The organism is Bordetella sp. (assembly GCF_051960075.1).
Taxonomy (GTDB): domain Bacteria; phylum Pseudomonadota; class Gammaproteobacteria; order Burkholderiales; family Burkholderiaceae_B; genus Bordetella.
The window spans coordinates 59059-80369 of sequence record NZ_JBQCER010000053.1; the positions used below are offsets into that span (position 1 = coordinate 59059).

Below are 21311 nucleotides of genomic sequence, written 5' to 3' on the forward strand. Positions count from 1 at the left end.
TCATTCGGGCGCGGGTCGTCTGCCGGATCACGGCAGTGACATTCCGGAGTTGACATTGGTTTCCAGGGAAACTAAATTAGCGTAAAGTTTCCACGGAAACCAATATTCATGACATCCTCCAGAGCAAGCAAAGCCAGTTCGCTCGATTCCCACCTGGGCTTCTGGCTCCGCTATGTTTCCAATCAAGTATCGTCACGCTTCCAAAAAATGCTCGAGGACCAGGGCACGAGCGTTACCGAGTGGGTCGCGCTGCGCACGCTCTTCGATAAGCGCGAGACTACGCATGCCGAGCTCATCGACTCGTTGGGCATGACCAAGGGCGCGGCCTCGAAAGTGATCAGTCGCCTTGAAGAGAAGAAGCTCGCAACGCGTCGACGCGCCGACGGAAGCTCGCGCGAGCAGATGCTTATGCTGACGCCGCGAGGCATGGCGCTCGTGCCGAAGCTTGCCGCGCTTGCCGATGGCAACGACGAACATTTCTTCGGCCATCTGGGCCGAGAAGAACGAAACGCCTTGATGAAGACCCTCAAGAACCTGGTGGGGCATCATCAATTCAAGGAAATTCCCGTCGCGTAAGGGAATCCACCCGATCATCAACGCAATCGCATTTGGAGAGGCATATGCACCCGAGCACTCGAACGCTCATTACTGACGCGGCAACGGGCTCAAGCGAAGGCCGCCTGCACTTCGGGCAAGTCATCGAGCTGATGAATCGAGCCGGCGTGGAATCGTACGTCGCCGACTACAGGGCCAAGCGTCTTACATACTATTTGCCCGATGGCGTCAGCCTTACACTGACCGCCGAGATGCCTGATACCGATATTGCGCAGGCATTCGACGCCATTGCCGTAAAGGCGGCCATTCGTGGAGCGCAGCGGGGTGACGTGATGTACCCCGAGTTCAAGCATATGACGATGCAGGCCGGGTGCATCGGGTACACGGTCTGGATAGCCGGACGGCATGTTTCCTACTTCGGACGCAAGGGCGAGACACACATTGAACACTTCCCCGACTGACGACCCTGCGATGCACTTGGCGGGCGTTTCAAACGGCATGAATTCGCTCGTAAGCAAAGTTCATGGCGAAGAAAAGCGCTGGCATGCCGAATACGCCGTTCTTCGGCAGATCTGCCTTGCCTCGGGGCTCAATGAAGATCTGAAGTGGGGCCAGGCCTGCTATGACCTGAATGGCGGCAACGTGGTGTTGATTCATGGCTTCAAGAATTACTGCGCGCTTCTTTTCATGAAAGGCGCTTTGCTGAAAGATTCCCAAGGCATTCTCATACAGCAAACCAAGAATGTGCAGGCCGCCAGACAGATCAGATTTACCTCTCTGGCCGATATCGAAAAACAGAAAGCGGTGATCGCGGCGTATATCGATGAGGCCATTGCCGTCGAGAGATCCGGCATGAAGGTCGCCATGAAAAGCGCAGCGCAGTTCGACATGCCCGAGGAGTTTCAGCGGTGTCTGGACGAGAACCCCGCGCTGGCCGAAGCATTCCATGCGCTCACGCCCGGCAGGCAAAAAGGCTATTTGCTGCATTTCGCCGGGGCCAAACAATCGGCCACTCGCGCGGCACGGGTGCAGAAGCATGTGCCGAGAATATTGAAAGGGCTGGGCCTGGAGAAATAAAAACGGCGGCGGGTTCATAACGACCCTCCGCCGTTTTCATGCGCTCGACGACTCAGCGCGAAGGCGCGGCGGCGGCCCCTACCTCTTTGCGCACCTTGGCAACCTGATCCGCCGTAACGGCCGGCGCATTATTGCCCCAGCTGCTGCGCACAAAAGTTGCAATATCGGCCACTTCTTTATCCGTCAGGCGCCAATCGAAAGCCGGCATGGCATAGCTCGTGGGCGCCGCGCTCGTGCTGGGTACCTGGGCTCCCACCAGAATGATGTGGATCAGCGACTGCGGATCGGCGGCGTTGACCGCCGGGTTCTGCGCGAGGGTAGGGAAGACCTCGGCGTAGCCCTTGCCCGTTGCGCGGTGGCAAGCTGCGCAGTTGTTCAGGAAGTCCATGGCGCCGGGAATGCTGGCGGCGTGGCCGCCGAGCAGTTCCTTGCCGACCGTGTCGTCGTAGGCCACGGGCTGGGTCGCAGAGGCGTTCTTGGGCGGCAGGCTCTTGAGGTACGCGGCCATGGCGTTCAGATCGCTGTCGCTCAGGTACTGCGTGCTTTGTTCCACCACGTCGGACATGCCGCCGAACGCGGCGCTGTGCGCATTGCGTCCGCTCTTGAGAAACGCCACCAGATCGGCCTTGGACCACGTTCCCAGGCCGTCGGTCGTATCGCCGCGCAGATTACCCGCCAGCCAGCCGTCGACCACGCCGCCCGACAGAAAGTCTGCGCCGTCTGCGGCGCTGGTCGCCTTCTCTTGCAGGGCCACGCCGCGTGGCGTGTGGCAGGCGCTGCAGTGGCCCAGCCCTTCGACCAGGTATTTGCCGCGCAGCATCGCGGCATCGCCCGAATCCGCCGGCGCGGGCGCGGGCGTGTCCACCGGTGTGGGCGCGAACATCTTGCGCCACACGCCCAGGGGCCAGCGCATGGACAAGGGCCAGGTGATGCCGTTGGCCTTGTTGGGCTGGTCGACCGGCGCCACGCCATGCATGAAGTAGGCGTAGAGCGCCTTCACGTCGTCGGGCGACACGCGGGCGTAGGATGTGTAGGGCATGGCCGGGTACAGCGTGTGGCCGTCCTTGGCGATGCCCTGGCGCAGGGCGCGGTCGAAGTCCTGCAGCGTGTAGTTGCCGATACCGGTCTTCTTGTCCGGCGTGATGTTGGTCGAATAGATGGTGCCCAGCGGCGAGGCGATGCCCAGGCCGCCGGCATAGGGCTTGCCGCCTTGAACAGTGTGGCAGGCGATGCAATCGCCCGCGCGCGACAGGTATTCGCCGCGCTGGATGCGCTGCGTATCGGTCGAGGGGCCGGCCGCCCACGCGGCGTTGGCGGTCAGCAGAAAGACGGCGGCGAGGAGAGCGTGTTTTTTCATGATGTGTCTCCTCAGGCCTGAACCAGCGGGCGGCCCGGGTTTTTCAGGTACTGCTCGCGTATGGCCTTGACCGACCAGTACGCCAGCGCGCCGAGCAGGCCGGTGGGGTTGTAGCCCATGTTGTACGGGAAGGTGCTGGCGCCCATGACGAAAAGATTGGGCACGTCCCAGCTTTGCAGATAGCGATTGAGTACGCTGGTCTTGGGGTCGGCGCCCATGATGGTGCCGCCGGTCAGGTGCGTGCTCTGGTAGAGGCGCGTGTCCCAGTGCGAGCCGGGCTTGCGCACGCCCATATAGTACTTCTCGGGTTTCATCGCCTGCGCCACTTTCTCGGCCGCCTGGCCCATGTGCGCCAGCATCTTGAACTCGTTGTCGTGCCAGTCGAAGGTCATGCGCGCCAGCGGCAGGCCGTGCGAGTCTTTGTAGGTGGGGTCCAACGAAATATAGGCATCGCGGTAGGCCATGACCGAGCCCGACATGGCAAAGCCGAAGGTGCGCTGGTAGGCGTCGACCATGCCGGCCTTCCAGCCCGAGCCCCAGCTGGGCGAGCCGGGCATGGGGGCGGCCTGCTTGATGGGCCGCCCGCCCGTGGTGGACTGGCGGATCACCGCGCCGCCGATGAAGCCGTAGGGCGCATGGTCGAACTGGTCGGCGTTCATGTCGTCGAAGGCCCAGACGCCGGCGCCCGTGCCTTCGAAGGGGTTGAAGTAATTGCCCTTGGGCATGATGACGCGCACGCCGCCGTTCATCTGGTAGGCCAGGTTCTTGCCCACCACGCCTTCGCCGGAGACCGGATCGTAAGGTTGGCCGATGCCCGAGAGCAGCATCAGCCGCGTGTTGTGCAGTTGAAACGCGGTGAGAATGACCAGATCGGCGGGCTGCTCGACTTCGTTGCCCTGCGCGTCGATATAGACGACGCCGGTGGCCATCTTGCCGGACTTGTCGAGGCTGACGCGGGTGACGTATGCATGGGTGCGCAGCTCGAAATTGGGCTTTTTCAGCAGCACCGGCAGGATGGTCGTCTGCGGCGACGCCTTGGAATACATGAAGCAGCCGTAGTTCTCGCAGTAGCCGCAATAGTTGCACGGGCCCAGGCGCACGCCGTAGGGGTTGGTGTAGGGCTTCGATGCGTTGTCGGCCGGCGCGGGGTAGGGATGAAAGCCCGCTTCTTTGGATGCGTTTTCGAACAGCTCCTGCGCATAGGTCTGCTGCAGCGGCGGCAGCGGAAATTCATCGGAGCGCGCGCCTTCCAGCGGGTTGCCGCCGGGCACGACCTTGCCGTCGATGTTCCCGGCCTTGCCCGAGGTGCCGCAGACTTTTTCGAAGAAGTCGTAGTGCGGCTCCAGCTCTTTGTAGGTGACGCCGTGGTCTTGCAGCATCATGTCTTTGGGGATGAACTTCTTGCCGTAGCGCTCCACCGTGCGGGTGTAGAGCTCCAGCTCCTCGGGCAGGTTGCGGTAGTGCATGCCGTTCCAGTGAAAGCCCGCGCCGCCTACGCCGTTGCCCAGCAGAAAAGAGCCGTGCTGGCGGTAGGGCACCGCTGTTTCCTGCACGCTGTGGCGGACGGTGACGGTTTCTTTGGACAGATCCTGAAAGAGCTTGCCGCGCACGGAGTACGCCAGCTCGTCGAGTACCTTGGGGTATTCGGCGTCGGTGGGGGTGTCGCGCATGCCGCCGCGCTCGAGCGCCACCACCTTCAGGCCGTCGTTGGTGAGTTCCTGGCCCAGGATGGCGCCCGTCCAGCCGAAGCCGACCAGCACCACGTCGACTTTGTCTTTTTTGATGACCGCCATGATTTATGCCTTTTCGCCGGAAATGGAAACGGGACCGTACGGGTACTTCACGTTGCCTTTCTCGGGCCAGCCCACGAAGTCGCCGCGTGCGCCGGTAAAGCCCAGCATCTTCCAGCCCACCATGTGCTTGTTGCCGCCGTACTGCGGGTCGGACAGAAAGCCTTCTTTGGTGTTGCCCAGCAGCTGACCGAAGAAGGTCTTGCACGGCACGTTGGCGAACTGGGGCTTGCCGGCCTCCATGTCTTTGAGCACGGTTTCCTGCGCGGCTTTGTCCAGCTCGACGAAGAGCTTGTCGTATTGCGCCCGGCAGTAGGCATTGCAGTCGGCGATGCCGTGGCGGTAGACCTCGCGCGGCACCAGGCTGATCTGCCAGCCGTAAGTGGGATCGACGCCGGGATGGAAGGGTCCCTGCATGTACCAGAGCTTGCCGTGGCCGTAGGGCGTCTCCATCTGCCGGTCGATGAACTCGGGCACGCCGGCCGCCAGGGCGCCTGGTCCGAGATCGTCCGCGGGGATTAGGTGATCGACGGCGGCCTGGATGAAGGCCCACTCGGCCTGGTCGAAGTAGGTCGGCGTGTAGGCGGCGCCGGCGGGCGGCGCGTTCGTGAGGGTTTCGGCCTGGGAGGTCTTGAGCGCGGCGCCGGCGGCGAGTGTGGAGGCCGGCGCGATCGCCAGCGTTTGCAGGAAGCGCCGGCGCGGCGTGGAATCTTGGCTATCGGTCATGCGAATGTCTCCGGGAAACGGGAGCCCTGTCATCGGCCGCGAGGATCCCAGACCGATATGACAGAGGGTCGCGTCCCCGTATCTTGGAGGAAAAAGCCTACAAATCGCTGTTTGAGGCGGAAGTTAATTTGTTAATTTTTGTCGCGGCGCCCGAATGCAAACGGCCCCCATGAAGGGGGCCGTGTCGCGAGCCGCGGGGTCTTCAGCCGCCCAGATAGGCCTGCAGCACGCGAGGGTGCCCCAGCAGCTCGCCGCCGGTGCCAGACAGGGCCATGGCGCCGTTTTCCAGCACATAGCCGTGCTGCGCGATCTTGAGCGCCTGGCGCACGTTCTGTTCCACCAGGAACAGCGTGAGGCCGGTGCCGTTGATGGCGCGCAGCGCGCGGAAGATCTCCTGCACCACGATGGGCGCCAGGCCCATGGACGGTTCGTCCAGGAACAGCAGGCGCGGCTTGGCCATGAGCGCGCGGCCGATGGCCAGCATCTGCTGTTCGCCGCCCGAAAGATTGCCGGCCAGGCCCGAGAGGCGCTCTTTCAAGCGCGGGAACAGATGCAGCACGTAGTCGAGTTCGCTCGCCGCGGACTTCAGGCCCCGGCGGTAGGCGCCCAGTTCCAGGTTCTCCAGAATCGTCATGGTGGTGAGGATGGCCCGGCCTTCGGGCACCTGCACGATGCCGCGCGCGACGATCTGGTGCGGCTTGAGCTGCGTGATGTCTTCGCCTTCGAACAGCACTTTGCCCCGCTTCTTGGGCACCAGGCCCGAGAGCGATAGCAGGGTGGTGGACTTGCCGGCGCCGTTGGCGCCGACCAGGGCGGTGATCTCGCCGGCGTTCAGGGTGAAGTCGATGCCGCGCACGGCCTCGATGTGGCCGTAGTTGATCTCCAGGCCGTGCACCTGCAGCATGGCCTGGCTGCTGCCGTCGTTCATGCCGCGGCCTCCTCGTCGTCGTCGCGGCCCAGATAGGCCTCGATCACCTGTTCGTTGTTGCGGATGTCTTCGGGACCGCCTTCGGCGATGATCTTGCCGAAGTTGAGCACGGCGATGCGTTCGCACAGGCCCATCACGAACTGCATGTCGTGCTCGATCATGAGAATGGTGTAGCCGCGGTCGCGGATGGCTTCGATCTCGGTCATGAGCCCGGCGCGCTCGCCGGTGTTCATGCCGGCCACGGGCTCGTCCAGCAGCAGCAGACGCGGCTCGGTGGCCAGCGCCCGGGCCAGCTCCAGGCGGCGCTGCTCGCCGTAAGAGAGATTGTCGGCCAGGTCGTGCGCCTTGTGATCCAGCTTCATCCACGACAGCAGTTCGAGGGCGCGCTCGCGGGCGCGGGCCTCGTGCTCGCGGTACTTGGGCAGGCCCAGCAGCAGGCTGGCAAAGCCGTAGTGCATGTGCCGGTAGGCGCCTACCACCACGTTCTGCAGCAGGGTCATTTCCTTGAACAGACGGATGTTCTGGAAGGTGCGCGCGATGCCCAGCCGGGTGATCTCGTGCGGCTTCTTGCGCAGGATGTCCCGGCCGTCGAAGGCGATGCCGCCGGAGGTCGGGTCCAGCAGGCCGGTGATGAGATTGAAGACCGTGGTCTTGCCGGCGCCGTTGGGGCCGATCAGGCCGTAGATTGCGCCCTGCGGCACCTTGATGTTGACGTCGCGCAGCACATGCAAGCCGCCGAAGCTCTTGGAGATGGAGGAGATCTCAAGCATGATCGTCGTCCTGGTTGGCAAGCCCGGAGGGCGCGGCGTGGGGGCTTTTCTTCAGCCAGCGTTTGAAGCGGGCGGGATCCCAGATGCCTTGCGGCAGGAACAGCACGATCAGCACCAGGATGAGGCCGTTGACGATGAGCTTGTAGTCGCCCAGCGCGCCCAGCGCCTGGGGCAGCAGGCTGATGATCAGCGCGCCCAGGATGGGGCCGGTCAGGCCGCCGATGCCGCCCAGGATGGCCATGGTGAGGATTTCCACGCCGCGGTCGAAGCCGTATTCGGTGGGGCCGATGAAGAAGTTCAGGTGGGCGTTCAGGCCGCCGGCCAGGCCGGCGATGGCTGCGCCCGCCACGAAGGCCAGCATCTTGGTGGCGCGCACATTGATGCCCATCAGGCCGGCTGCCGTCTCGTCGCCGCGGATGGCGTCGAAGGCGCGTCCCACCTTGGAGGCGCGCACGCGCCACAGAATGAACAGCACCACCAGGACGGACAGCAGCACATGCCAACCTTGGGTGAGCTGCGGGATGCCGTTCAAGCCCATTGCGCCGCCGGTGAGCGGTTCGGTGTTCAGGATGAACACCCGCACCACTTCGCCGAAGGCCAGCGTGGCGATCGCCAGATAGACGCCCGACAGGCGAATGAGCGGCAGGCCGATGATGACCGCGATCAGCGCGGGCAGGGCCATCCCCCCGGCCAGCGATATATAAAACGGGGTGCCTGCGTTCATGGTGAGCAGCGACGAGGTGTAGGCGCCGATGCCCAGGAACGCCGCATTGGCCACGGCCAGCATGCCGCAGTCCAGCGTGAGCCAGATGGAGAATGCCAGCAATATGTTGGTGCCCAGAGTGAGCACCAGATTGCTGTAGACATCCCAGAAGTTTTGGAGATCCATAGTCATGCCTTGCGTTGGACCACTTTGCCGAACAGGCCTTGGGGGCGGATCAGCAGAATGAGGAACAGCAGGCCGAAGGCCACGGCGTCGCGCATGGTCGAGCCGATGTACGCCACCGACAGCACTTCGGTAAAGCCCAGGAACAGGCCTGCCAGCATGGCGCCCAGAATGTCGCCCATGCCGCCCAGAATGATCACGGCGATACCCTTTTGCAGCATGGTCCCGCCCATCAGCGGGAAGACGGCGTTGGAGGACAGGCCGATCATCACGCCCGCCAGCCCGCCCAGCGCGGACGCGGCCGTGGACGTGACGAGGAAGGTCCGCTCGACGTTGATGCCCAGCAGCCAGGCGGCCTTGGGCGATTCGGCGATGGCGCGCAGCGCGCGGCCGAACTGCGTGCGCCGCATGATGTACATCAGCACGGCCATGAGCACGAAGGACAGCACCACGATGCCGATGTCGATCGCAGCCACGTGCACGCCTGCGATCACCAGGTCGTGCTGGGGGATGGTGCTGACCGGAAAGCGTCGGTTGTCCGCGCCGAACACCGCCTGGATGGTGTTGCTCAGGATGATCGCGATGCCGATGGTGGCGATCATGGGAATGAGGTGAGGGGCATTGCGCTTGCGCAGCGGCTTGAGCACGAGCACGTCGATGACGGCGCCGAACAGGCCCGAGACGATCATGGCCGCGACGATGGCCAGCCACAGCGGCAGATGCAGGTGCGTGATGAGCGCGAGGGCGGCATAGGCGCCCACCATGAAGATCGCGCCGTGCCCCAGGTTGATGACGCCCAGCACGCCGAAGACCAGCGTGAAGCCCAGCGCGAACAGCGCATACACGCAGCCCAGGGACAAGGCGTTGACGAATTGTTGTTCAAGCATGACGGTCGATCCTGAAGACATAAACGCATAAGGGCGACACGGGGTCGCCCTTATGCGGCTTGGCTGGCGCCGCGTTTACTTCACGATGGTGTACTGGCCGCCCCTGGTGACGCTGATGATCGGGGTCTGGTCGGCGTCGTAGCCGGCCGGCTTGCCCGTCTTGCTGTTCTTGGCCTGGACGAACTTGAAGGGACCGGTGGCGCCCGTCCACTGCACGGTGGCCAGGGCGTTGCGCAAGTCGGCGCGGTCCTTGGCGAGGTTGCCCGTGAAATGCATTTTCTTCATGGCGGCGGCGGCGATATACATGCCGTCATAGGCCTGCGCGGAGAACTGGTCCGGGTTGGCGTTGAACTTGGCCTTGTACGCGGCGATGAACTTGGTGTTCTCGGGCGAATCGTTGCTGAGCGACCAGGGGCTGCCCACCCAGAGATTGTCCGACGCGGCGCCGGGGGCCAGGGCGAAGAGCTTGGGCGAGTTCATGCCGTTGCCGCCGATGAAGGGCACGTTGATGCCCAGCTGGCGGGCCTGCGCGACGATGGGGCCGCCTTCGGCGATCAGCGCCGACAGCACGATGGCGTCGGGGTTGGTGCTCTTGATCTTGGTCAGCTGGGCCTTGAAATCGACGTCGCCGGTCGAGAAGGTCTCGGTGTCGGTGGTGGCGATGTTGTCGTCGGCCAGGGCCTTCTTGAAGATGTCGTAGCCGCCCTTGGAGAAGGCGTCGTTGTTGGCGTACATCACGGCGACCTTCTTCAGGCCGAGCTTGGCCTTGGCGGTCTTGACCGTGACCGGGATGACCGCGGATTCGGTGACCGAGTCGCGGAAGATGTAGTCGCCCGGATCGGTGATGCCGTCGACCGTGTTCGAGGTGCCGAACGCCACGACCTTGGCGGCCTGGGCCAGGGACTGGGCCGACAGGGCGCTGTTCGACAGCGTGGGGCCGAAGACCATCAGGACCTTGTCTTGGAAGATCAGTTTCTTGAAGGCGTTGATTGCTTCTTCTTTCTTGGTCTGTTCGTCTTCGACGATCAGCTTGATCTTGTTGCCGTTGATGCCACCCGCGGCATTGATCTCGTCGGCGGCCAGCACGAAGCCGTTGCGGATGTTGTTGCCGTACTGGGCGGCGCCGCCCGTGAGGGCTTCGGTCACGCCGATCTTGATGTCGGCGGCATGGGCGGAGACGGCGATCAGCGCGGCGGCGACAGGCGCAAGTTTGAACACGAATTTCATGGGGGCGTATCCTTGAATGGGTTTGTCTCGGATTAGGTATACCGGCCGAAGGCACGGAGGCAACATCGTGGTGGGTTGACCAGGCTGCCGGGGTTTGTGATAGTACACCTATTGTTGCGAATCAATACACAGGGTTGACCAGTGAGTATTTCTTCATCCGAATTGACTGCCGTGCTGATCGGCGCGCCCACCGACGTCGGGGCCGGTTCCCGCGGATCGTCCATGGGGCCCGAGGCGCTCAGGGTGGCGGGCGTCGCCCAGATGCTCGCGCGCCGAGGCCTGGCGGTGCGGGACATGGGCAATCTGCACGGCCCGGGCAACCCCTGGCTGCCGCCCGAGGACGGCTATCGGCATCTGCAGGAGGTGGTGGCCTGGAACCAGTTGACGCACGATGCCGTGTACGACGTTCTGCAGGCCGGCGAACTGCCGGTGCTGCTGGGCGGCGACCATAGCCTGGGCATCGGGTCGATCAGCGCGGTGGCCCGCTACTGCGCCGAGGCCGGCCGCAAGCTGCGCGTGCTGTGGCTCGACGCGCATGCCGATTTCAATACCAGCTCGATCACGCCGACCGGCAACATCCACGGCATGCCCATGGCCTGCCTGTGCGGCGACGGCCCGGCGGAGCTGATCGGCATGAGCGGCCGCGTCCCGGCGATCGAATCGTCTTGGGTGCGGCAGATCGGCATACGCAGCGTCGACGAGGGCGAGCGCCAGCGGGTGCGCGCCACGCGGCTCGAGGTCTACGACATGCGCCATCTGGACGAGGCCGGGATGCGCACGGTGATGGAAGCGGCCCTGGCGGGGTTGGACGACGACACCCATCTGCACGTGAGCTTCGACGTGGACTTCCTCGACCCGGAGATCGCGCCGGGCGTGGGCACCACCGTGCCGGGCGGGCCGACCTATCGGGAGGCCCAGCTGTGCATGGAAATGATCGCCGATACCGGGCTGGTGCGTTCGCTGGACATCGTCGAACTCAATCCGGCCCTGGACCTGCGCAACCGCACGGCCGAGGTGGCCGTGGAGCTGGTGGAAAGCCTCTTCGGCAAGTCCACGCTGATCCGCGAGCGCAGGTCCTGACGCGCCGGCGGGGCGCCCGCCCCGATTAAAATCGGGGTATGAGTCCTGCCATTTCCGCTGCTTCCGGCGGCCGCGCGGTCAATATCGCGGCCTATAAATTCGTCACGCTCGATGACCTGCCTGTCTTGCGCGAGGCGATGCGCGAGCGCACGCTCGCGCTGGGCCTGAAGGGCACGGTGCTGCTGGCGCCCGAGGGCATCAATCTGTTTCTGGCCGGTTCGGGCGAGGCCATCGAGGGCTTTCTGCAATGGCTGCGCGGCGATGCGCGCTTTGCCGACCTGCAGGTCAAGTTCAGCGTATCGGACGCGGTGCCTTTCGCCAGGATGCTGGTGAAGATCAAGCGCGAGATCATCCGCATGGATCATCCGACGATACGCCCCGAGGCGGGCCGCGCGCCCGGCGTGGACGGCCCGACGCTGGCGCGCTGGCTGGCGCAGGGGCACGACGACGCGGGCCGCGAGCTGCTGATGCTGGACACGCGCAATGCCTTCGAGGTGGACGTGGGCACCTTCGAGGGCGCGGTCGATTGGCGCATCGCGCGCTTCACGCAGTTTCCCTCCGCGGTGCGCGAACATCTGCACGAGCTGCAGGACAAGACGGTGGTGAGCTTTTGCACCGGAGGCATCCGGTGCGAGAAGGCGGCCATCTACATGGCCGAGGCGGGCGTGCCGCACGTCTACCAGCTCGAGGGCGGCATTCTGAAGTACTTCGAGCAGACCGGCGGCGCGGGGTTTACGGGGCGCTGCTTCGTTTTCGACGAACGGGTTTCGCTGGATCCGGCGCTGGCGCCCGAGCGCGATCCTGCAGGCTGACGGCAGCTTCTGCCAGATCGCGAAACCCCTGCTCTTGCGCGGAGGTTTCGCCTGCGCGAAACACCAGCCACATGGCCGACTTGGCTTCTTTCTCGCGCAGCGGCCGGTAGGCCACGCCGTTGACCTCGATGCTGCGCAGGGCCTGCGGCACCAGCGCGACCCCCAGCCCCGCGGCCACCAGGCCCACGATGGTCGACACCGCGCGCGCTTCCTGCGTGACGCGCGGCACGAAGCCCGCGCGGCGGCATAGCGCCATGATCTGGTCGTAGACGCCCGTGCCGCTTTCCTGGGGATACATCACGAAGCCGTCGTCGGCCAGGTCGCGGGCCGATAGGGGGCCCGTGGCGCCGGCCAGGCGATGCTGCGGCGGCAGGGCGACGACGAGCGCGTCTTCCAGCAGGCGCACGGTGCGCAGCGTAGGCGGCAGATCGGGCGCGGTGGCGCCGCGCACCAGGGCCAGGTCCAGGCGGCGGTCGATCATTGCGGCGAGTTGATCGTGCGTGGTCAGCTCTTCGATGCGCAAATGCACGCCGGGCCAGCGTTGGCGGTAGGTGTGGATCAGGCGGGTAACGAGCGGGGTGAGGGCCGCGGAGTTGACCAGGCCGATGCGCAGCTCGCCCAGCTCGCCGCGCTGCACGCGGGCGGCGATGGCGCCGACGCGCTCTGCCTGGGCGAGCAGGGCCAGGGCCTCGGGCAGCAGGGCCTGGCCTGCCGGCGTCAGTTCGACCCGGCGGTTGTTGCGTTCGAACAACCGGGCGCCGAGTTCTTCTTCCAGCACGCGGATCTGGTGGCTCAGCGGCGGCTGGGCCATGTTCAGTCGCAGCGCGGCGCGGCCGAAGTGCAGCGTGTCGGCCAGGACGGTGAAGTAGCGGATGCGGCGCAGATCCATGATACCGATTATGTATCAATCATGAATAAAACGATATTGGACGCAAGATGGGCATCTTGGCGATGATGCAAGCTCCAAGCCCAAGAGTTGACGTACGAGAAGGTTGAATTTCATGGCTGCGCAATATGCCCAGGCGCCCCTGGCGCCCGCTTCCCTTGCCGACGGGGCGGTCGGCGCCACCGCCGGCGGCCGTTCGCCCGGCGCGGAGCCGGGCCGCAAGATCGAGCACGGCACGGCGCAGTTCGTGCTCGCCAATATCGCCTTGTTCGCGGCGGGCCTGGCGACGTTCGCGCTGCTGTATTGCGTGCAGCCGCTGCTACCGCTTTTTTCGCAAGACTTTCACATCAGCGCGACCCAGGCCAGCCTGTCGCTGTCGCTGACGACGGGGCTGCTGGCGGTGTCGCTGCTGGTGGCCGGACCGATTTCGGAGGCCTGGGGCCGCAAGCCGATGATGGCCGCGTCGCTGCTGCTTTCGGCCCTGCTGGCCCTGGCGAGCGCGCAATTGCATAGCTGGGGAGCTTTTCTGGCCGCGCGGGCGCTGATGGGGGTGGCCATGAGCGGACTGCCGGCCGTGGCGATGGCCTATGTGGGGGAGGAAATGCACCCGCGCACCCTGGGCCTCGCGATGGGCCTGTACGTGGGCGGTTCGGGGCTGGGCGGCATGTCGGGCCGGCTGCTGGTGGGGGTGATGACCGATTTCTGGGGCTGGCGCACGGCGCTGACGGTGATGGGCCTGGTGGGCATCGCCTGCGGCGCGATCTTCTGGCGCTGCCTGCCCGATTCGCGCAATTTCGTGCGCAGCCCCCTGAGCCTGAAGACGCTGTCCAGGACCTACGCCACGCACCTGCGCGACGGCGTGCTGCCCTGGCTGTTTGCCGAAGGGCTCATTGTGACGGGCGGCTTCGTGACGATCTACAACTACGTGGGCTTCCGGCTGGTGGCGCCGCCGTTCTCCCTGAACCAGACGGAAATCGGCCTGATCTTCGTGGTCTATCTGCTGGGCATCGCCAACTCGGCCTTGATGGGATCGCTGTCCACGCGCTTTGGCCGCCAGCGGCTGCTGCCGTTCGCGTTCGGCCTGATGCTGCTTGGAATACTGCTGACCTGCGGCGGCTCGCTGTGGCTGATCGTGGCCGGCATCGCGGTGCTGACGGTGGGCTTTTTCGGCGCGCACTCCATGGTCAGCGCCTGGGTGGGTGCGCGGGCCAGGATGGGCAAGGCGCAGGCCTCGTCCTTGTACTTGTTCACCTACTACATGGGGTCCAGCGTGGTGGGTTCGCTGGGCGGTCTGTTCTGGACTTGGGACGGCTGGTTCGGGGTGGCGGCGATGACGGGGCTGCTGGTTGCCGTCGGCATCGCAATCGCGTGGGTGCTCAGCCGGCTGCCTGCATTGCAGCCCGCAAAGGTTTGATGAAAAACACCCCAAAGATTGGACTTCTTTCGTCCAGCTTTTGGGGTGCAGTTCAGCGAGAGTGCCTTTTTCTTGGCGGTGCCTGGTCCGGTGCTCAGCGCACCCGCATGCCCGGTTCGGCGCCCGGGAAGGGTTCGAGCACGTAGATGCCGGGGTTGGCGGCTTCATCGGCATGGCTGGCGGCCAGCACCATGCCTTCGGACACGCCGAACTTCATCTTGCGCGGGGCCAGGTTGGCGACCATGACGGTGAGCTTGCCGATCAGGTCTTCGGGTTGGTAGGCCGACTTGATGCCCGAGAATACATTGCGGTGGCGGCCTTCGCCCACGTCCAGGGTCAGGCGCAGCAGCTTGGTCGAGCCTTCGACGTGTTCGCAATTGACGATTTTGGCGATGCGCAGATCGACCTTGGCGAAGTCGTCGATGGAGATGGTTTCGGCCAGCGGTTCGCCGCCGGGCACCGTCGCAGGCGCTTCGGCCGCCGCGGCATCGGCCGGAGGTTCGAACAGGTCGTCGAGCATCTTGGGCTCTACCCGCTGCATCAGGTGCTTGAAGGGGGCGACGCGTTGCGGCAGTTTGCCGGCGTCGGCCCAGACGAAATCGGCCGCGTTGCCCAAGAGCTCGTGCGCCACGCGGCGCGACAGCTCGGGCAGCACCGGAGCCAGCATCACCGACAGGGCCTTGAAGCCGGCCAGAGCGCGCGAGCAGACGTCCTGCAGCTGCGCCTTGCGCGCCGCATCGGCGTTGGCATAGTCCTTGGCGAGCACCCAGGGCTGGGCGGCGTCGAAGGCCTGGTTGATGCGGTCGGCGATGGCCATGATCTCGCGGATGGCGCGGTTGTATTCGCGCGCCTCGAAGGCAGCGCGGGCGGCCTCGGCGGCGGCGGCGTACTCGGCCGACAGCGCGGCGGTGTCGCCCTGATAGGCCAGCGCTCCGTCGAAATACTTGGTGATGAAGTTGGCCGCGCGGCTGGCGATATTGATGTATTTGCCGACCAGGTCGCTGTTGACGCGGGCGATGAAGTCTTCGGGGTTGAAGTCCAGGTCTTCGACGCGGGCGTTGAGCTTGGCGGCCAGGTAGTAGCGCAGCCATTCGGCGTTCATGCCGATTTCCAGGTAGCGCAGCGGCGAGATGCCGGTGCCGCGGCTCTTGGACATCTTCTCGCCGCTGACGGTGATGAAGCCGTGCACATTGACCGCATCGGGCGTCTTGCGTCCGGCGAACTTGAGCATGGCAGGCCAGAACAGCGCGTGGAAGTAGATGATGTCTTTGCCGATGAAGTGCACCTGCTCGGTCGTGCCGTCCGGGTCGAGCAGGGCGTCGAAGTCCATGCCCTTGATCGCGCAATAGGCCTTGAGCGAGGCCAGGTAGCCCACGGGAGCGTCCAGCCAGACATAGAAGTACTTGCCCGGCGCGTCGGGAATCTCGATGCCGAAGTAGGGCGCCTCGCGCGAGATGTCCCAGTCGCCCAGGGTCGATTCGCCACCGTCGGCGCCCACCCATTCACGCGTCTTGCCCAGCATTTCGGACTGCAGATGCGGCGTGCCCTGCGCGTTGCTGCCGGCCGTCCATTCGCGCAGGAACTCGACGCAGCGCGGGTCGGACAGCTTGAAGAAGAAGTGCTCGGACGATTTGAGCACCGGCGTGGCGCCGGTCAGCGACGAGTACGGGTTGATGAGGTCGGTGGGGGCGTAGGCCGCGCCGCAGACTTCGCAGGAGTCGCCGTATTGGTCTTTGGCGTGGCACTTGGGGCATTCGCCCTTGATGTAGCGGTCGGCCAGGAACATGCCCTTGACCGGGTCGTAGAACTGTTCGATGTCGCGCGTGGCGATCAGATCCTGGGCCTTGAGCGCGCGATAGATGTCCTGCGACAGCGTGACGTTTTCGGGCGTGTCGGTGGAATGCCAATGATCGAACTTGACGTGAAAGCCGTTGAGATACTGCGGGCGTTCGGCCGCATAGCGGGCCACCAGCTGCTGCGGCGTGATGCCTTCTTTCTCGGCCTTGAGCATGATGGGCGCGCCGTGCGCGTCGTCGGCGCCCACGAAGTGCACCGTGTGCCCGGCCATGCGCATGGCCCGCACCCAGATGTCGGCCTGGATGTATTGCATGATGTGGCCGATGTGGAAGGAGCCGTTGGCGTACGGGAGGGCGGTGGTGACGAATAGCGTGCGGGACGTCATGACTTGGGCTTGTTCTGGGAAAGAAAATAAGCCTCTGATTTTAGAGGCTTTGGGGGATTTGGGTTCTTGAGCCGCCGGCGACAGGACTGCGGGAGTTCCGATGCTCGCCCGGTGGGCTGCGCTTCGGACTCCCTCCGCCCTATCGCCGGCTCAGGGTTTCAAGGTGCGCGAGGCCGCCAAAACCGCTGCATGAAGTTGCTGCAAGCCGAGGATCCCGGAGGAATCCGAAGCACAGCCGCGGAAGCGGCGAGCATCGGAATTGCGCAGGGCAGCCTCGGCGCCTTAAGAACCGATGTCTTAAAGCCTAGAAAATTCAGTGAATTTCGCGCGCCTGGACGTCGATGACGTCGGTGGCGGCTTTGGCGTACGGCTGGCCGGGCGCGGTGAACGGATGCATCGGGCCGCGCCGCTGCTGCCAGTAGGCGCGCGCGCCGAAAGGCTTGCCGCGCAGCTTGGCCACGATGTAGAGCAAGCCGATTGCGATGGCCGTCGAGACCATGAAGACGATCGCCATGGCCGCGCCGACAAGGGCGATGACGGCGAAGCAGACGTTGCGCAGCAGGCGGGGGAGAAAGTCGTTCATGGTGATATCCGCTATTCTTGCGGGACGAGCGGCGGGCCCAACGGTTTGAAGCCCGCGCAATGCCGATCCGGATGAAATGAGTATAACGATAGAGCAAGTTCGCGCCGCCCTGCGTGCCGTGCAAGACCCTTTCAGTCAGTTGCCGCTGGCGGTTTCTGTAAAAGATCGTGACATCCAGGCTGGACCTGGCGGTCTGGCCGTGCGCATCGAGCTGGGCTACCCGGCCGCTTACGCCCAGGCCGAGGTGGCCGAGATCGCGCGCCGGGCGCTGGCTGCGGCCGGCGCACCCGAAGCGCGGGTCACGGTGGAGTGGAAAGTCGGCGCGCATGCGGTGCAGGGCACGCTCAAGCCGCTGACCACGGTGCGCAACATCATCGCAGTGGCTTCGGGCAAGGGCGGGGTGGGCAAGAGCACCACGGCCGTCAACCTGGCCCTGGCCCTGGCGGCCGACGGCGCGCGGGTGGGCGTGCTGGATGCCGACGTCTACGGCCCGAGCGTGCCGCTGATGCTGGGCCTGAACGACAAGCCTGTCAGCAAGGACAACAAGACCATGGAGCCCTTGCGGGCTCACGGCATCGAGGCCAATTCCATCGGTCTGCTGGTCGACGCGGATTCGCCGATGATCTGGCGCGGTCCCATGGCCACCCAGGCGCTGGAGCAGCTGCTGCGCCAGACCAACTGGGGCGACCTGGACTATCTGCTCATCGATATGCCGCCGGGCACGGGCGACATCGCGCTGACCCTGGCGCAGAAAGTGCCGGTAGTGGGCGCCATCATCGTCACCACGCCGCAGGACATCGCGCTGCTCGATGCCCGCAAGGGCTTGAGGATGTTCGAGAAGGTCGAGGTGCCGGTGCTGGGCGTGGTCGAGAACATGGCCATGCACATCTGCACCCAATGCGGTCACGTGGAGCACATCTTCGGCGAAGGGGGCGGCCAGCGCATGGCCGGGCAGTTCGGCGTGCCCTGGCTGGGCAGCCTGCCGCTGGCCCTGTCGATTCGCGAGCAGGCCGACTCGGGCACGCCCATTGTCTCGGCCCAGCCCGACGGCGAGGCCGCCGGGCTCTACCGCGGCATCGCGCGCAAGCTGGCGGCGCTGGTGGCCGCCCTGCCGCGCGACATGGCGGGCAAGCTGCCGGGCGTGGTGGTCAAGCCGGCCTGATTAAAATGCACGGCCATACTGCAATCACAAGGCAAGAGAGCTGACCCATGAGCATCAAGAGCGACCGTTGGATACGCCGGGCCGCCCAGGCCGGCATGATCGAGCCCTTCGAGGCCGGCCAGGTGCGCGCCGTGAACGGCCAGCGCATCGTCAGCTACGGCACCAGCAGCTACGGCTACGACGTGCGCTGCGCCGACGAGTTCAAGATCTTTACCAACATCAACTCCACCATCGTCGATCCCAAAGCCTTCGACGAGAAGTCGTTCGTGGATTTCAAGGGCGACGTCTGCATCATTCCGCCCAACTCGTTCGCGCTGGCGCGCACCATCGAATACTTTCGCATTCCGCGCAGCGTGCTCACGATCTGCCTGGGCAAGAGCACGTATGCGCGCTGCGGCATCATCGTCAACGTGACGCCGCTCGAACCCGAATGGGAAGGCCACGTCACGCTCGAGTTCTCCAACACCACGCCGCTGCCGGCCAAGATCTATGCCGGCGAGGGCTGCGCCCAGTTCCTGTTTCTGGAGAGCGACGAGATCTGCGAGACGTCGTACGCCGATCGCGGCGGCAAGTATCAGGGTCAGCGCGGCGTCACGCTGCCGCGCACCTGAGGCGGCGCTGTCACCGGCCGTGCTTCGCCTGGCTCAGCACGGTCCATAGCCGTTCGGCCACCGGCGACATGTCGTTGGGCTGGCGGTAGAGGCAGATTTCCACCGCGATGTCCCACGCCGGCCCGCCGGCCCGCAGCAGCCGGCCCTGGGCCAGGTCGTCGCGCACCAGCATATCGGGCAGCCAGGCGATGCCGCGGCCCTGCAGCGCCATCGAGCGCAGCAGCACGGCGTGAGGGGCGACGAAGGTTTCGCGCAGCGTCAGATCCGGGCTGTGCCGAAGCTTGTTCTGCACGATGCGCCCCAGCGCCGATGCCGCGTCGTAGGCCAGCAGAGGCATCGAGCCCGCGCCTTCGAGCGTGTGGGCCGGTTGGGTCGCATCGCCCGGCGCCGCGGCGCTGACGGGTATCAGAATGTCTGCGCCCAGCGTCGCCACGGGGTATTCCAGTTCGTCCATGCGGCTGGCCGATTGCGCTTGCCGATGGCAGAGCAGGAACTGCACGCGCCGCTGCACCATGAGGTCTTCGCAGGCCTGGAAGCTGTCGGACATCATCTGAATGGCGCCGACCTCCACGCCGGATTCCAGATTGACCAGCCATTGCGGAAAGAACATCAGCGACAAGGTGTGCGTGGCTGCAAAGCGCAGGCTGGCGGCCTCCTGCGCGTGGGCCAGGCGGGCCTTGATGCGGGCCGCTTCCAGATCGGCCAGAACCTGCTGCAGCAGCGGCCGGAATTTGCGGCCCGCGGCGGTCAGCTCGGTGGGGTGCGCGCTGCGGTCGAAAAGCTCCACGCCCACCCATTCTTCCAGGGCGCGTATGTGGCGGCTGAAAGCCGGCTGAGCGATGGAACGCACCTCGGCGGCGCGCGAGAAGCTGCCCGTTTCGGCCAGCGCGCAGAAGTCTTCCAGCCATTGCATGTCGAGCGGACGGTTGCCGGGACCCATATGGTGCGAAGCAGCAGAGATAGTTGTATGCGATTCGAGTATTGGACGCCAAACGCGGCCGCCCCAATCATGGCGTCATTCCGACACGCACAACATTGGAGACATCCATGCCGTCCATCCAGAACTACCGGGGCATTATCCCCGCAATTTCCTGCCCTTTCACGGACGATCATCGTATCGATGAACCGGCCCTGCGCCGACTCGCAGGCTGGCTGGCCGGTCACGAGGGCGTCGTGGCCGTCATGACCAACGGCCATACCGGCGAGGTGTTCTCGCTGACCCCGGCCGAGCGCGCCCAGGTCACCCGCATCGTGGCCGACGAGTTGCGCGGCCGCCTGCCGGTGATTTCGTCCATCGTGTGCGAAGGCGTCGTCGAGGCGGCCGAGCATGCCCGCGCCGCGCGCGAAGCGGGCGCGGCGGCGCTGGACGTGATGCCGCCGCATCATTGGCTGCGCTTCGGCTTCACGTCGGGGCATGCCCTGCAGTACTTCGAAGCCATTCACAAAGCGGCGCCCGATCTGGATCTGGTGTGCCACGTGTATCCGGCCTGGACGCGCGCCGCGTATTCCTCGCAGCTGCTGGCCGATCTGGCCCGGCTGCCCTATGTGCAGGCCTTCAAGGGTGGCCAGCGCGACATGAACAAATATGCCCGCGACATCCAGGCCCTGCGCGAGGCCGACGCGTCCAAATCCATTCTCACCTGCCACGACGAATACCTGCTGGCCTCCATGGTGCAGGGCGTGGACGGCGCGCTGGTGGGCTTCGCCACCTTCATTCCGCAGCTCATCATCGATCTGTGGGAAGCGGTCAAGGCCGGCGATCTCAAGCGCGCCCAGGCCATCCAGGCGGTCATTACGCCGCTCAAGGACGCGGTGTACGGCGGCGGCGAACCGACCGGCGAAGCCCATGCCCGCATGAAAGCCGGCATGTACCTGGCCGGCGTGATCGACAATCCGGCGGTTCGTCCGCCCACCGAGGCGCCGGGCAAGGCCGAGCTCGATGCGCTGCGCGCCGCGGTGGCCCAGGCCGGCCTGCTCAAGCGTTGACCGGAATCCGGCGCGCGGCGTCCCGCGGCGCGCCAGAGCCGTCCTGCAGGACGGCGCATCATCAAACGAGGAGACACAACATGAAAATGAAAGGCATGCTGCACTTTGCATTCGCCGCGCTGGCCGGTCTGGCCGGTTTTGCCGCCCAGGCCAAGTATCCCGATCATCCCGTGCGGATCATCATTCCCTTTCCGCCGGGCGGCACGCTGGATACGGTGGGACGCGATCTGGCGCAGAAGCTGGGCGAACAGACCGGGCAGAGTTTCATCGTCGACAACCGCGCCGGCGGCAACGGCATCATCGGCGCCGACATGGTGACCCAGGCGAAACCGGACGGCTATACGCTGCTGTTCAACGCGTCGACCTTCACCACGGCGCCCATGACGATGAAG

General features: G+C 65.1%; 22 protein-coding genes. 10 read left to right on the top strand and 12 right to left on the bottom strand.

Features of this window, described 5'->3' with window-relative positions; genetic code table 11:
- The first annotated feature begins 108 nt into the window (after positions 1-108).
- Genes ACTHJ1_RS07850 through ACTHJ1_RS07860 form a run of 3 tightly spaced genes read left to right on the top strand, consistent with a single transcriptional unit; the run spans position 109 to position 1632 of the window.
- Complete coding sequence (locus ACTHJ1_RS07850) at positions 109-576, top strand: MarR family winged helix-turn-helix transcriptional regulator (RefSeq protein ID WP_440190217.1); 468 nt, start codon at positions 109-111, stop codon at positions 574-576.
- A 44-nt stretch (positions 577-620) separates the two neighbouring features.
- The gene (locus ACTHJ1_RS07855) at positions 621-1016 is read left to right on the top strand and encodes a DUF1398 family protein (RefSeq protein ID WP_440190220.1); all 396 of its coding nucleotides are present in this window, start codon (positions 621-623) and stop codon (positions 1014-1016) included.
- The gene (locus ACTHJ1_RS07860; RefSeq protein ID WP_440190223.1) at positions 997-1632 is read left to right on the top strand and encodes a YdeI/OmpD-associated family protein; all 636 of its coding nucleotides are present in this window, start codon (positions 997-999) and stop codon (positions 1630-1632) included. Before ACTHJ1_RS07855 ends, ACTHJ1_RS07860 begins: the two co-directional genes overlap by 20 nt.
- Positions 1633-1684: 52 nt before the next feature.
- On the opposite strand, the gene ACTHJ1_RS07865 is transcribed toward ACTHJ1_RS07860, so the two are convergent.
- The 8 genes from ACTHJ1_RS07865 to ACTHJ1_RS07900 all read right to left on the bottom strand — a co-directional run bounded on the left by ACTHJ1_RS07865 (position 1685) and on the right by ACTHJ1_RS07900 (position 10203).
- Positions 1685-2989: a c-type cytochrome gene (locus tag ACTHJ1_RS07865; protein WP_440190226.1), complete on the bottom strand. Its 1305-nt coding sequence runs from the start codon at positions 2987-2989 to the stop codon at positions 1685-1687.
- An 11-nt stretch (positions 2990-3000) separates the two neighbouring features.
- On the bottom strand, positions 3001-4782 hold the full coding sequence (locus tag ACTHJ1_RS07870) for a GMC family oxidoreductase (RefSeq protein WP_440190229.1): 1782 nt from the start codon (positions 4780-4782) through the stop codon (positions 3001-3003).
- A 3-nt stretch (positions 4783-4785) separates the two neighbouring features.
- The gene (locus tag ACTHJ1_RS07875; RefSeq protein ID WP_440190232.1) at positions 4786-5505 is read right to left on the bottom strand and encodes a gluconate 2-dehydrogenase subunit 3 family protein; all 720 of its coding nucleotides are present in this window, start codon (positions 5503-5505) and stop codon (positions 4786-4788) included.
- A gap of 202 nt (positions 5506-5707) precedes the next feature.
- On the bottom strand, positions 5708-6433 hold the full coding sequence (locus ACTHJ1_RS07880; protein WP_440190235.1) for an ABC transporter ATP-binding protein: 726 nt from the start codon (positions 6431-6433) through the stop codon (positions 5708-5710).
- The gene (locus ACTHJ1_RS07885; RefSeq protein WP_440190238.1) at positions 6430-7203 is read right to left on the bottom strand and encodes an ABC transporter ATP-binding protein; all 774 of its coding nucleotides are present in this window, start codon (positions 7201-7203) and stop codon (positions 6430-6432) included. Before ACTHJ1_RS07885 ends, ACTHJ1_RS07880 begins: the two co-directional genes overlap by 4 nt.
- Positions 7196-8092: a branched-chain amino acid ABC transporter permease gene (locus ACTHJ1_RS07890; protein WP_440190241.1), complete on the bottom strand. Its 897-nt coding sequence runs from the start codon at positions 8090-8092 to the stop codon at positions 7196-7198. The genes ACTHJ1_RS07885 and ACTHJ1_RS07890 overlap by 8 nt, the downstream gene beginning before the upstream one ends.
- Before the next feature lie 2 nt (positions 8093-8094).
- Complete coding sequence (locus ACTHJ1_RS07895; RefSeq protein WP_440190244.1) at positions 8095-8976, bottom strand: branched-chain amino acid ABC transporter permease; 882 nt, start codon at positions 8974-8976, stop codon at positions 8095-8097.
- Positions 8977-9051: 75 nt separating this feature from the next.
- Positions 9052-10203, bottom strand: a complete 1152-nt coding sequence (locus ACTHJ1_RS07900; RefSeq protein ID WP_440190247.1) for an ABC transporter substrate-binding protein — start codon at positions 10201-10203, stop codon at positions 9052-9054.
- A gap of 141 nt (positions 10204-10344) precedes the next feature.
- Between ACTHJ1_RS07900 and rocF the strand changes: the two genes are divergently transcribed.
- Positions 10345-11283: an arginase gene (rocF, locus tag ACTHJ1_RS07905; RefSeq protein ID WP_440190250.1), complete on the top strand. Its 939-nt coding sequence runs from the start codon at positions 10345-10347 to the stop codon at positions 11281-11283.
- 38 nt (positions 11284-11321) lie between these two features.
- On the top strand, positions 11322-12095 hold the full coding sequence (locus tag ACTHJ1_RS07910) for a sulfurtransferase (protein ID WP_440190253.1): 774 nt from the start codon (positions 11322-11324) through the stop codon (positions 12093-12095).
- Here the strand turns inward: ACTHJ1_RS07910 and ACTHJ1_RS07915 are convergent.
- Positions 12016-12984: a LysR family transcriptional regulator gene (locus ACTHJ1_RS07915; RefSeq protein ID WP_440190256.1), complete on the bottom strand. Its 969-nt coding sequence runs from the start codon at positions 12982-12984 to the stop codon at positions 12016-12018. The genes ACTHJ1_RS07910 and ACTHJ1_RS07915 overlap by 80 nt on opposite strands.
- A gap of 112 nt (positions 12985-13096) precedes the next feature.
- Between ACTHJ1_RS07915 and ACTHJ1_RS07920 the strand changes: the two genes are divergently transcribed.
- A complete protein-coding gene (locus ACTHJ1_RS07920; protein WP_440190259.1) occupies positions 13097-14395 on the top strand; it encodes an MFS transporter in 1299 nt (432 codons plus the stop codon).
- Positions 14396-14489: 94 nt separating this feature from the next.
- Here ACTHJ1_RS07920 and metG read toward each other — a convergent pair whose 3' ends face one another.
- Positions 14490-16577 (bottom strand): methionine--tRNA ligase, encoded by a 2088-nt coding sequence (gene metG, locus ACTHJ1_RS07925; protein ID WP_440190262.1) that lies wholly within the window; start codon positions 16575-16577, stop codon positions 14490-14492.
- A gap of 313 nt (positions 16578-16890) precedes the next feature.
- Positions 16891-17160 (bottom strand): hypothetical protein, encoded by a 270-nt coding sequence (locus tag ACTHJ1_RS07930; RefSeq protein ID WP_440190265.1) that lies wholly within the window; start codon positions 17158-17160, stop codon positions 16891-16893.
- Between the two features lie 76 nt (positions 17161-17236).
- Here ACTHJ1_RS07930 and apbC point away from each other — a divergent pair, with 76 nt between their 5' ends.
- Both apbC and dcd read left to right on the top strand, forming a co-directional pair.
- A complete protein-coding gene (apbC, locus tag ACTHJ1_RS07935; protein WP_440190268.1) occupies positions 17237-18322 on the top strand; it encodes an iron-sulfur cluster carrier protein ApbC in 1086 nt (361 codons plus the stop codon).
- 47 nt (positions 18323-18369) lie between these two features.
- Complete coding sequence (gene dcd, locus ACTHJ1_RS07940; RefSeq protein ID WP_440190271.1) at positions 18370-18933, top strand: dCTP deaminase; 564 nt, start codon at positions 18370-18372, stop codon at positions 18931-18933.
- Between the two features lie 10 nt (positions 18934-18943).
- Here the strand turns inward: dcd and ACTHJ1_RS07945 are convergent, their stop codons facing one another.
- Positions 18944-19873, bottom strand: a complete 930-nt coding sequence (locus tag ACTHJ1_RS07945; RefSeq protein ID WP_440190274.1) for a LysR family transcriptional regulator — start codon at positions 19871-19873, stop codon at positions 18944-18946.
- 107 nt (positions 19874-19980) lie between these two features.
- Between ACTHJ1_RS07945 and ACTHJ1_RS07950 the strand changes: the two genes are divergently transcribed.
- Entirely contained in the window at positions 19981-20919 is a 939-nt protein-coding gene (locus ACTHJ1_RS07950) for a dihydrodipicolinate synthase family protein (RefSeq protein ID WP_440190277.1), read from the top strand.
- Between the two features lie 86 nt (positions 20920-21005).
- The coding region (locus tag ACTHJ1_RS07955; protein ID WP_440190289.1) for a tripartite tricarboxylate transporter substrate-binding protein at positions 21006-21311 on the top strand (306 nt) is incomplete at its 3' end.

Bases quoted from the DNA above. Each gene is read 5' to 3' on its own strand.
- apbC (WP_440190268.1), top strand. From the start codon at position 17,237: ATGAGTATAACGATAGAGCAAGTTCGCGCCGCCCTGCGTGCCGTGCAA.
- ACTHJ1_RS07950 (WP_440190277.1), top strand. From the start codon at position 19,981: ATGCCGTCCATCCAGAACTACCGGGGCATTATCCCCGCAATTTCCTGC.
- ACTHJ1_RS07920 (WP_440190259.1), top strand. From the start codon at position 13,097: ATGGCTGCGCAATATGCCCAGGCGCCCCTGGCGCCCGCTTCCCTTGCC.
- metG (WP_440190262.1), bottom strand. From the start codon at position 16,577: ATGACGTCCCGCACGCTATTCGTCACCACCGCCCTCCCGTACGCCAAC.
- ACTHJ1_RS07850 (WP_440190217.1), top strand. From the start codon at position 109: ATGACATCCTCCAGAGCAAGCAAAGCCAGTTCGCTCGATTCCCACCTG.
- ACTHJ1_RS07870 (WP_440190229.1), bottom strand. From the start codon at position 4,782: ATGGCGGTCATCAAAAAAGACAAAGTCGACGTGGTGCTGGTCGGCTTC.
- ACTHJ1_RS07915 (WP_440190256.1), bottom strand. From the start codon at position 12,984: ATGGATCTGCGCCGCATCCGCTACTTCACCGTCCTGGCCGACACGCTG.
- ACTHJ1_RS07875 (WP_440190232.1), bottom strand. From the start codon at position 5,505: ATGACCGATAGCCAAGATTCCACGCCGCGCCGGCGCTTCCTGCAAACG.
- ACTHJ1_RS07890 (WP_440190241.1), bottom strand. From the start codon at position 8,092: ATGGATCTCCAAAACTTCTGGGATGTCTACAGCAATCTGGTGCTCACT.
- ACTHJ1_RS07900 (WP_440190247.1), bottom strand. From the start codon at position 10,203: ATGAAATTCGTGTTCAAACTTGCGCCTGTCGCCGCCGCGCTGATCGCC.
- ACTHJ1_RS07885 (WP_440190238.1), bottom strand. From the start codon at position 7,203: ATGCTTGAGATCTCCTCCATCTCCAAGAGCTTCGGCGGCTTGCATGTG.
- ACTHJ1_RS07855 (WP_440190220.1), top strand. From the start codon at position 621: ATGCACCCGAGCACTCGAACGCTCATTACTGACGCGGCAACGGGCTCA.
- ACTHJ1_RS07910 (WP_440190253.1), top strand. From the start codon at position 11,322: ATGAGTCCTGCCATTTCCGCTGCTTCCGGCGGCCGCGCGGTCAATATC.
- ACTHJ1_RS07930 (WP_440190265.1), bottom strand. From the start codon at position 17,160: ATGAACGACTTTCTCCCCCGCCTGCTGCGCAACGTCTGCTTCGCCGTC.
- ACTHJ1_RS07895 (WP_440190244.1), bottom strand. From the start codon at position 8,976: ATGCTTGAACAACAATTCGTCAACGCCTTGTCCCTGGGCTGCGTGTAT.
- ACTHJ1_RS07865 (WP_440190226.1), bottom strand. From the start codon at position 2,989: ATGAAAAAACACGCTCTCCTCGCCGCCGTCTTTCTGCTGACCGCCAAC.
- ACTHJ1_RS07945 (WP_440190274.1), bottom strand. From the start codon at position 19,873: ATGGGTCCCGGCAACCGTCCGCTCGACATGCAATGGCTGGAAGACTTC.
- dcd (WP_440190271.1), top strand. From the start codon at position 18,370: ATGAGCATCAAGAGCGACCGTTGGATACGCCGGGCCGCCCAGGCCGGC.
- ACTHJ1_RS07880 (WP_440190235.1), bottom strand. From the start codon at position 6,433: ATGAACGACGGCAGCAGCCAGGCCATGCTGCAGGTGCACGGCCTGGAG.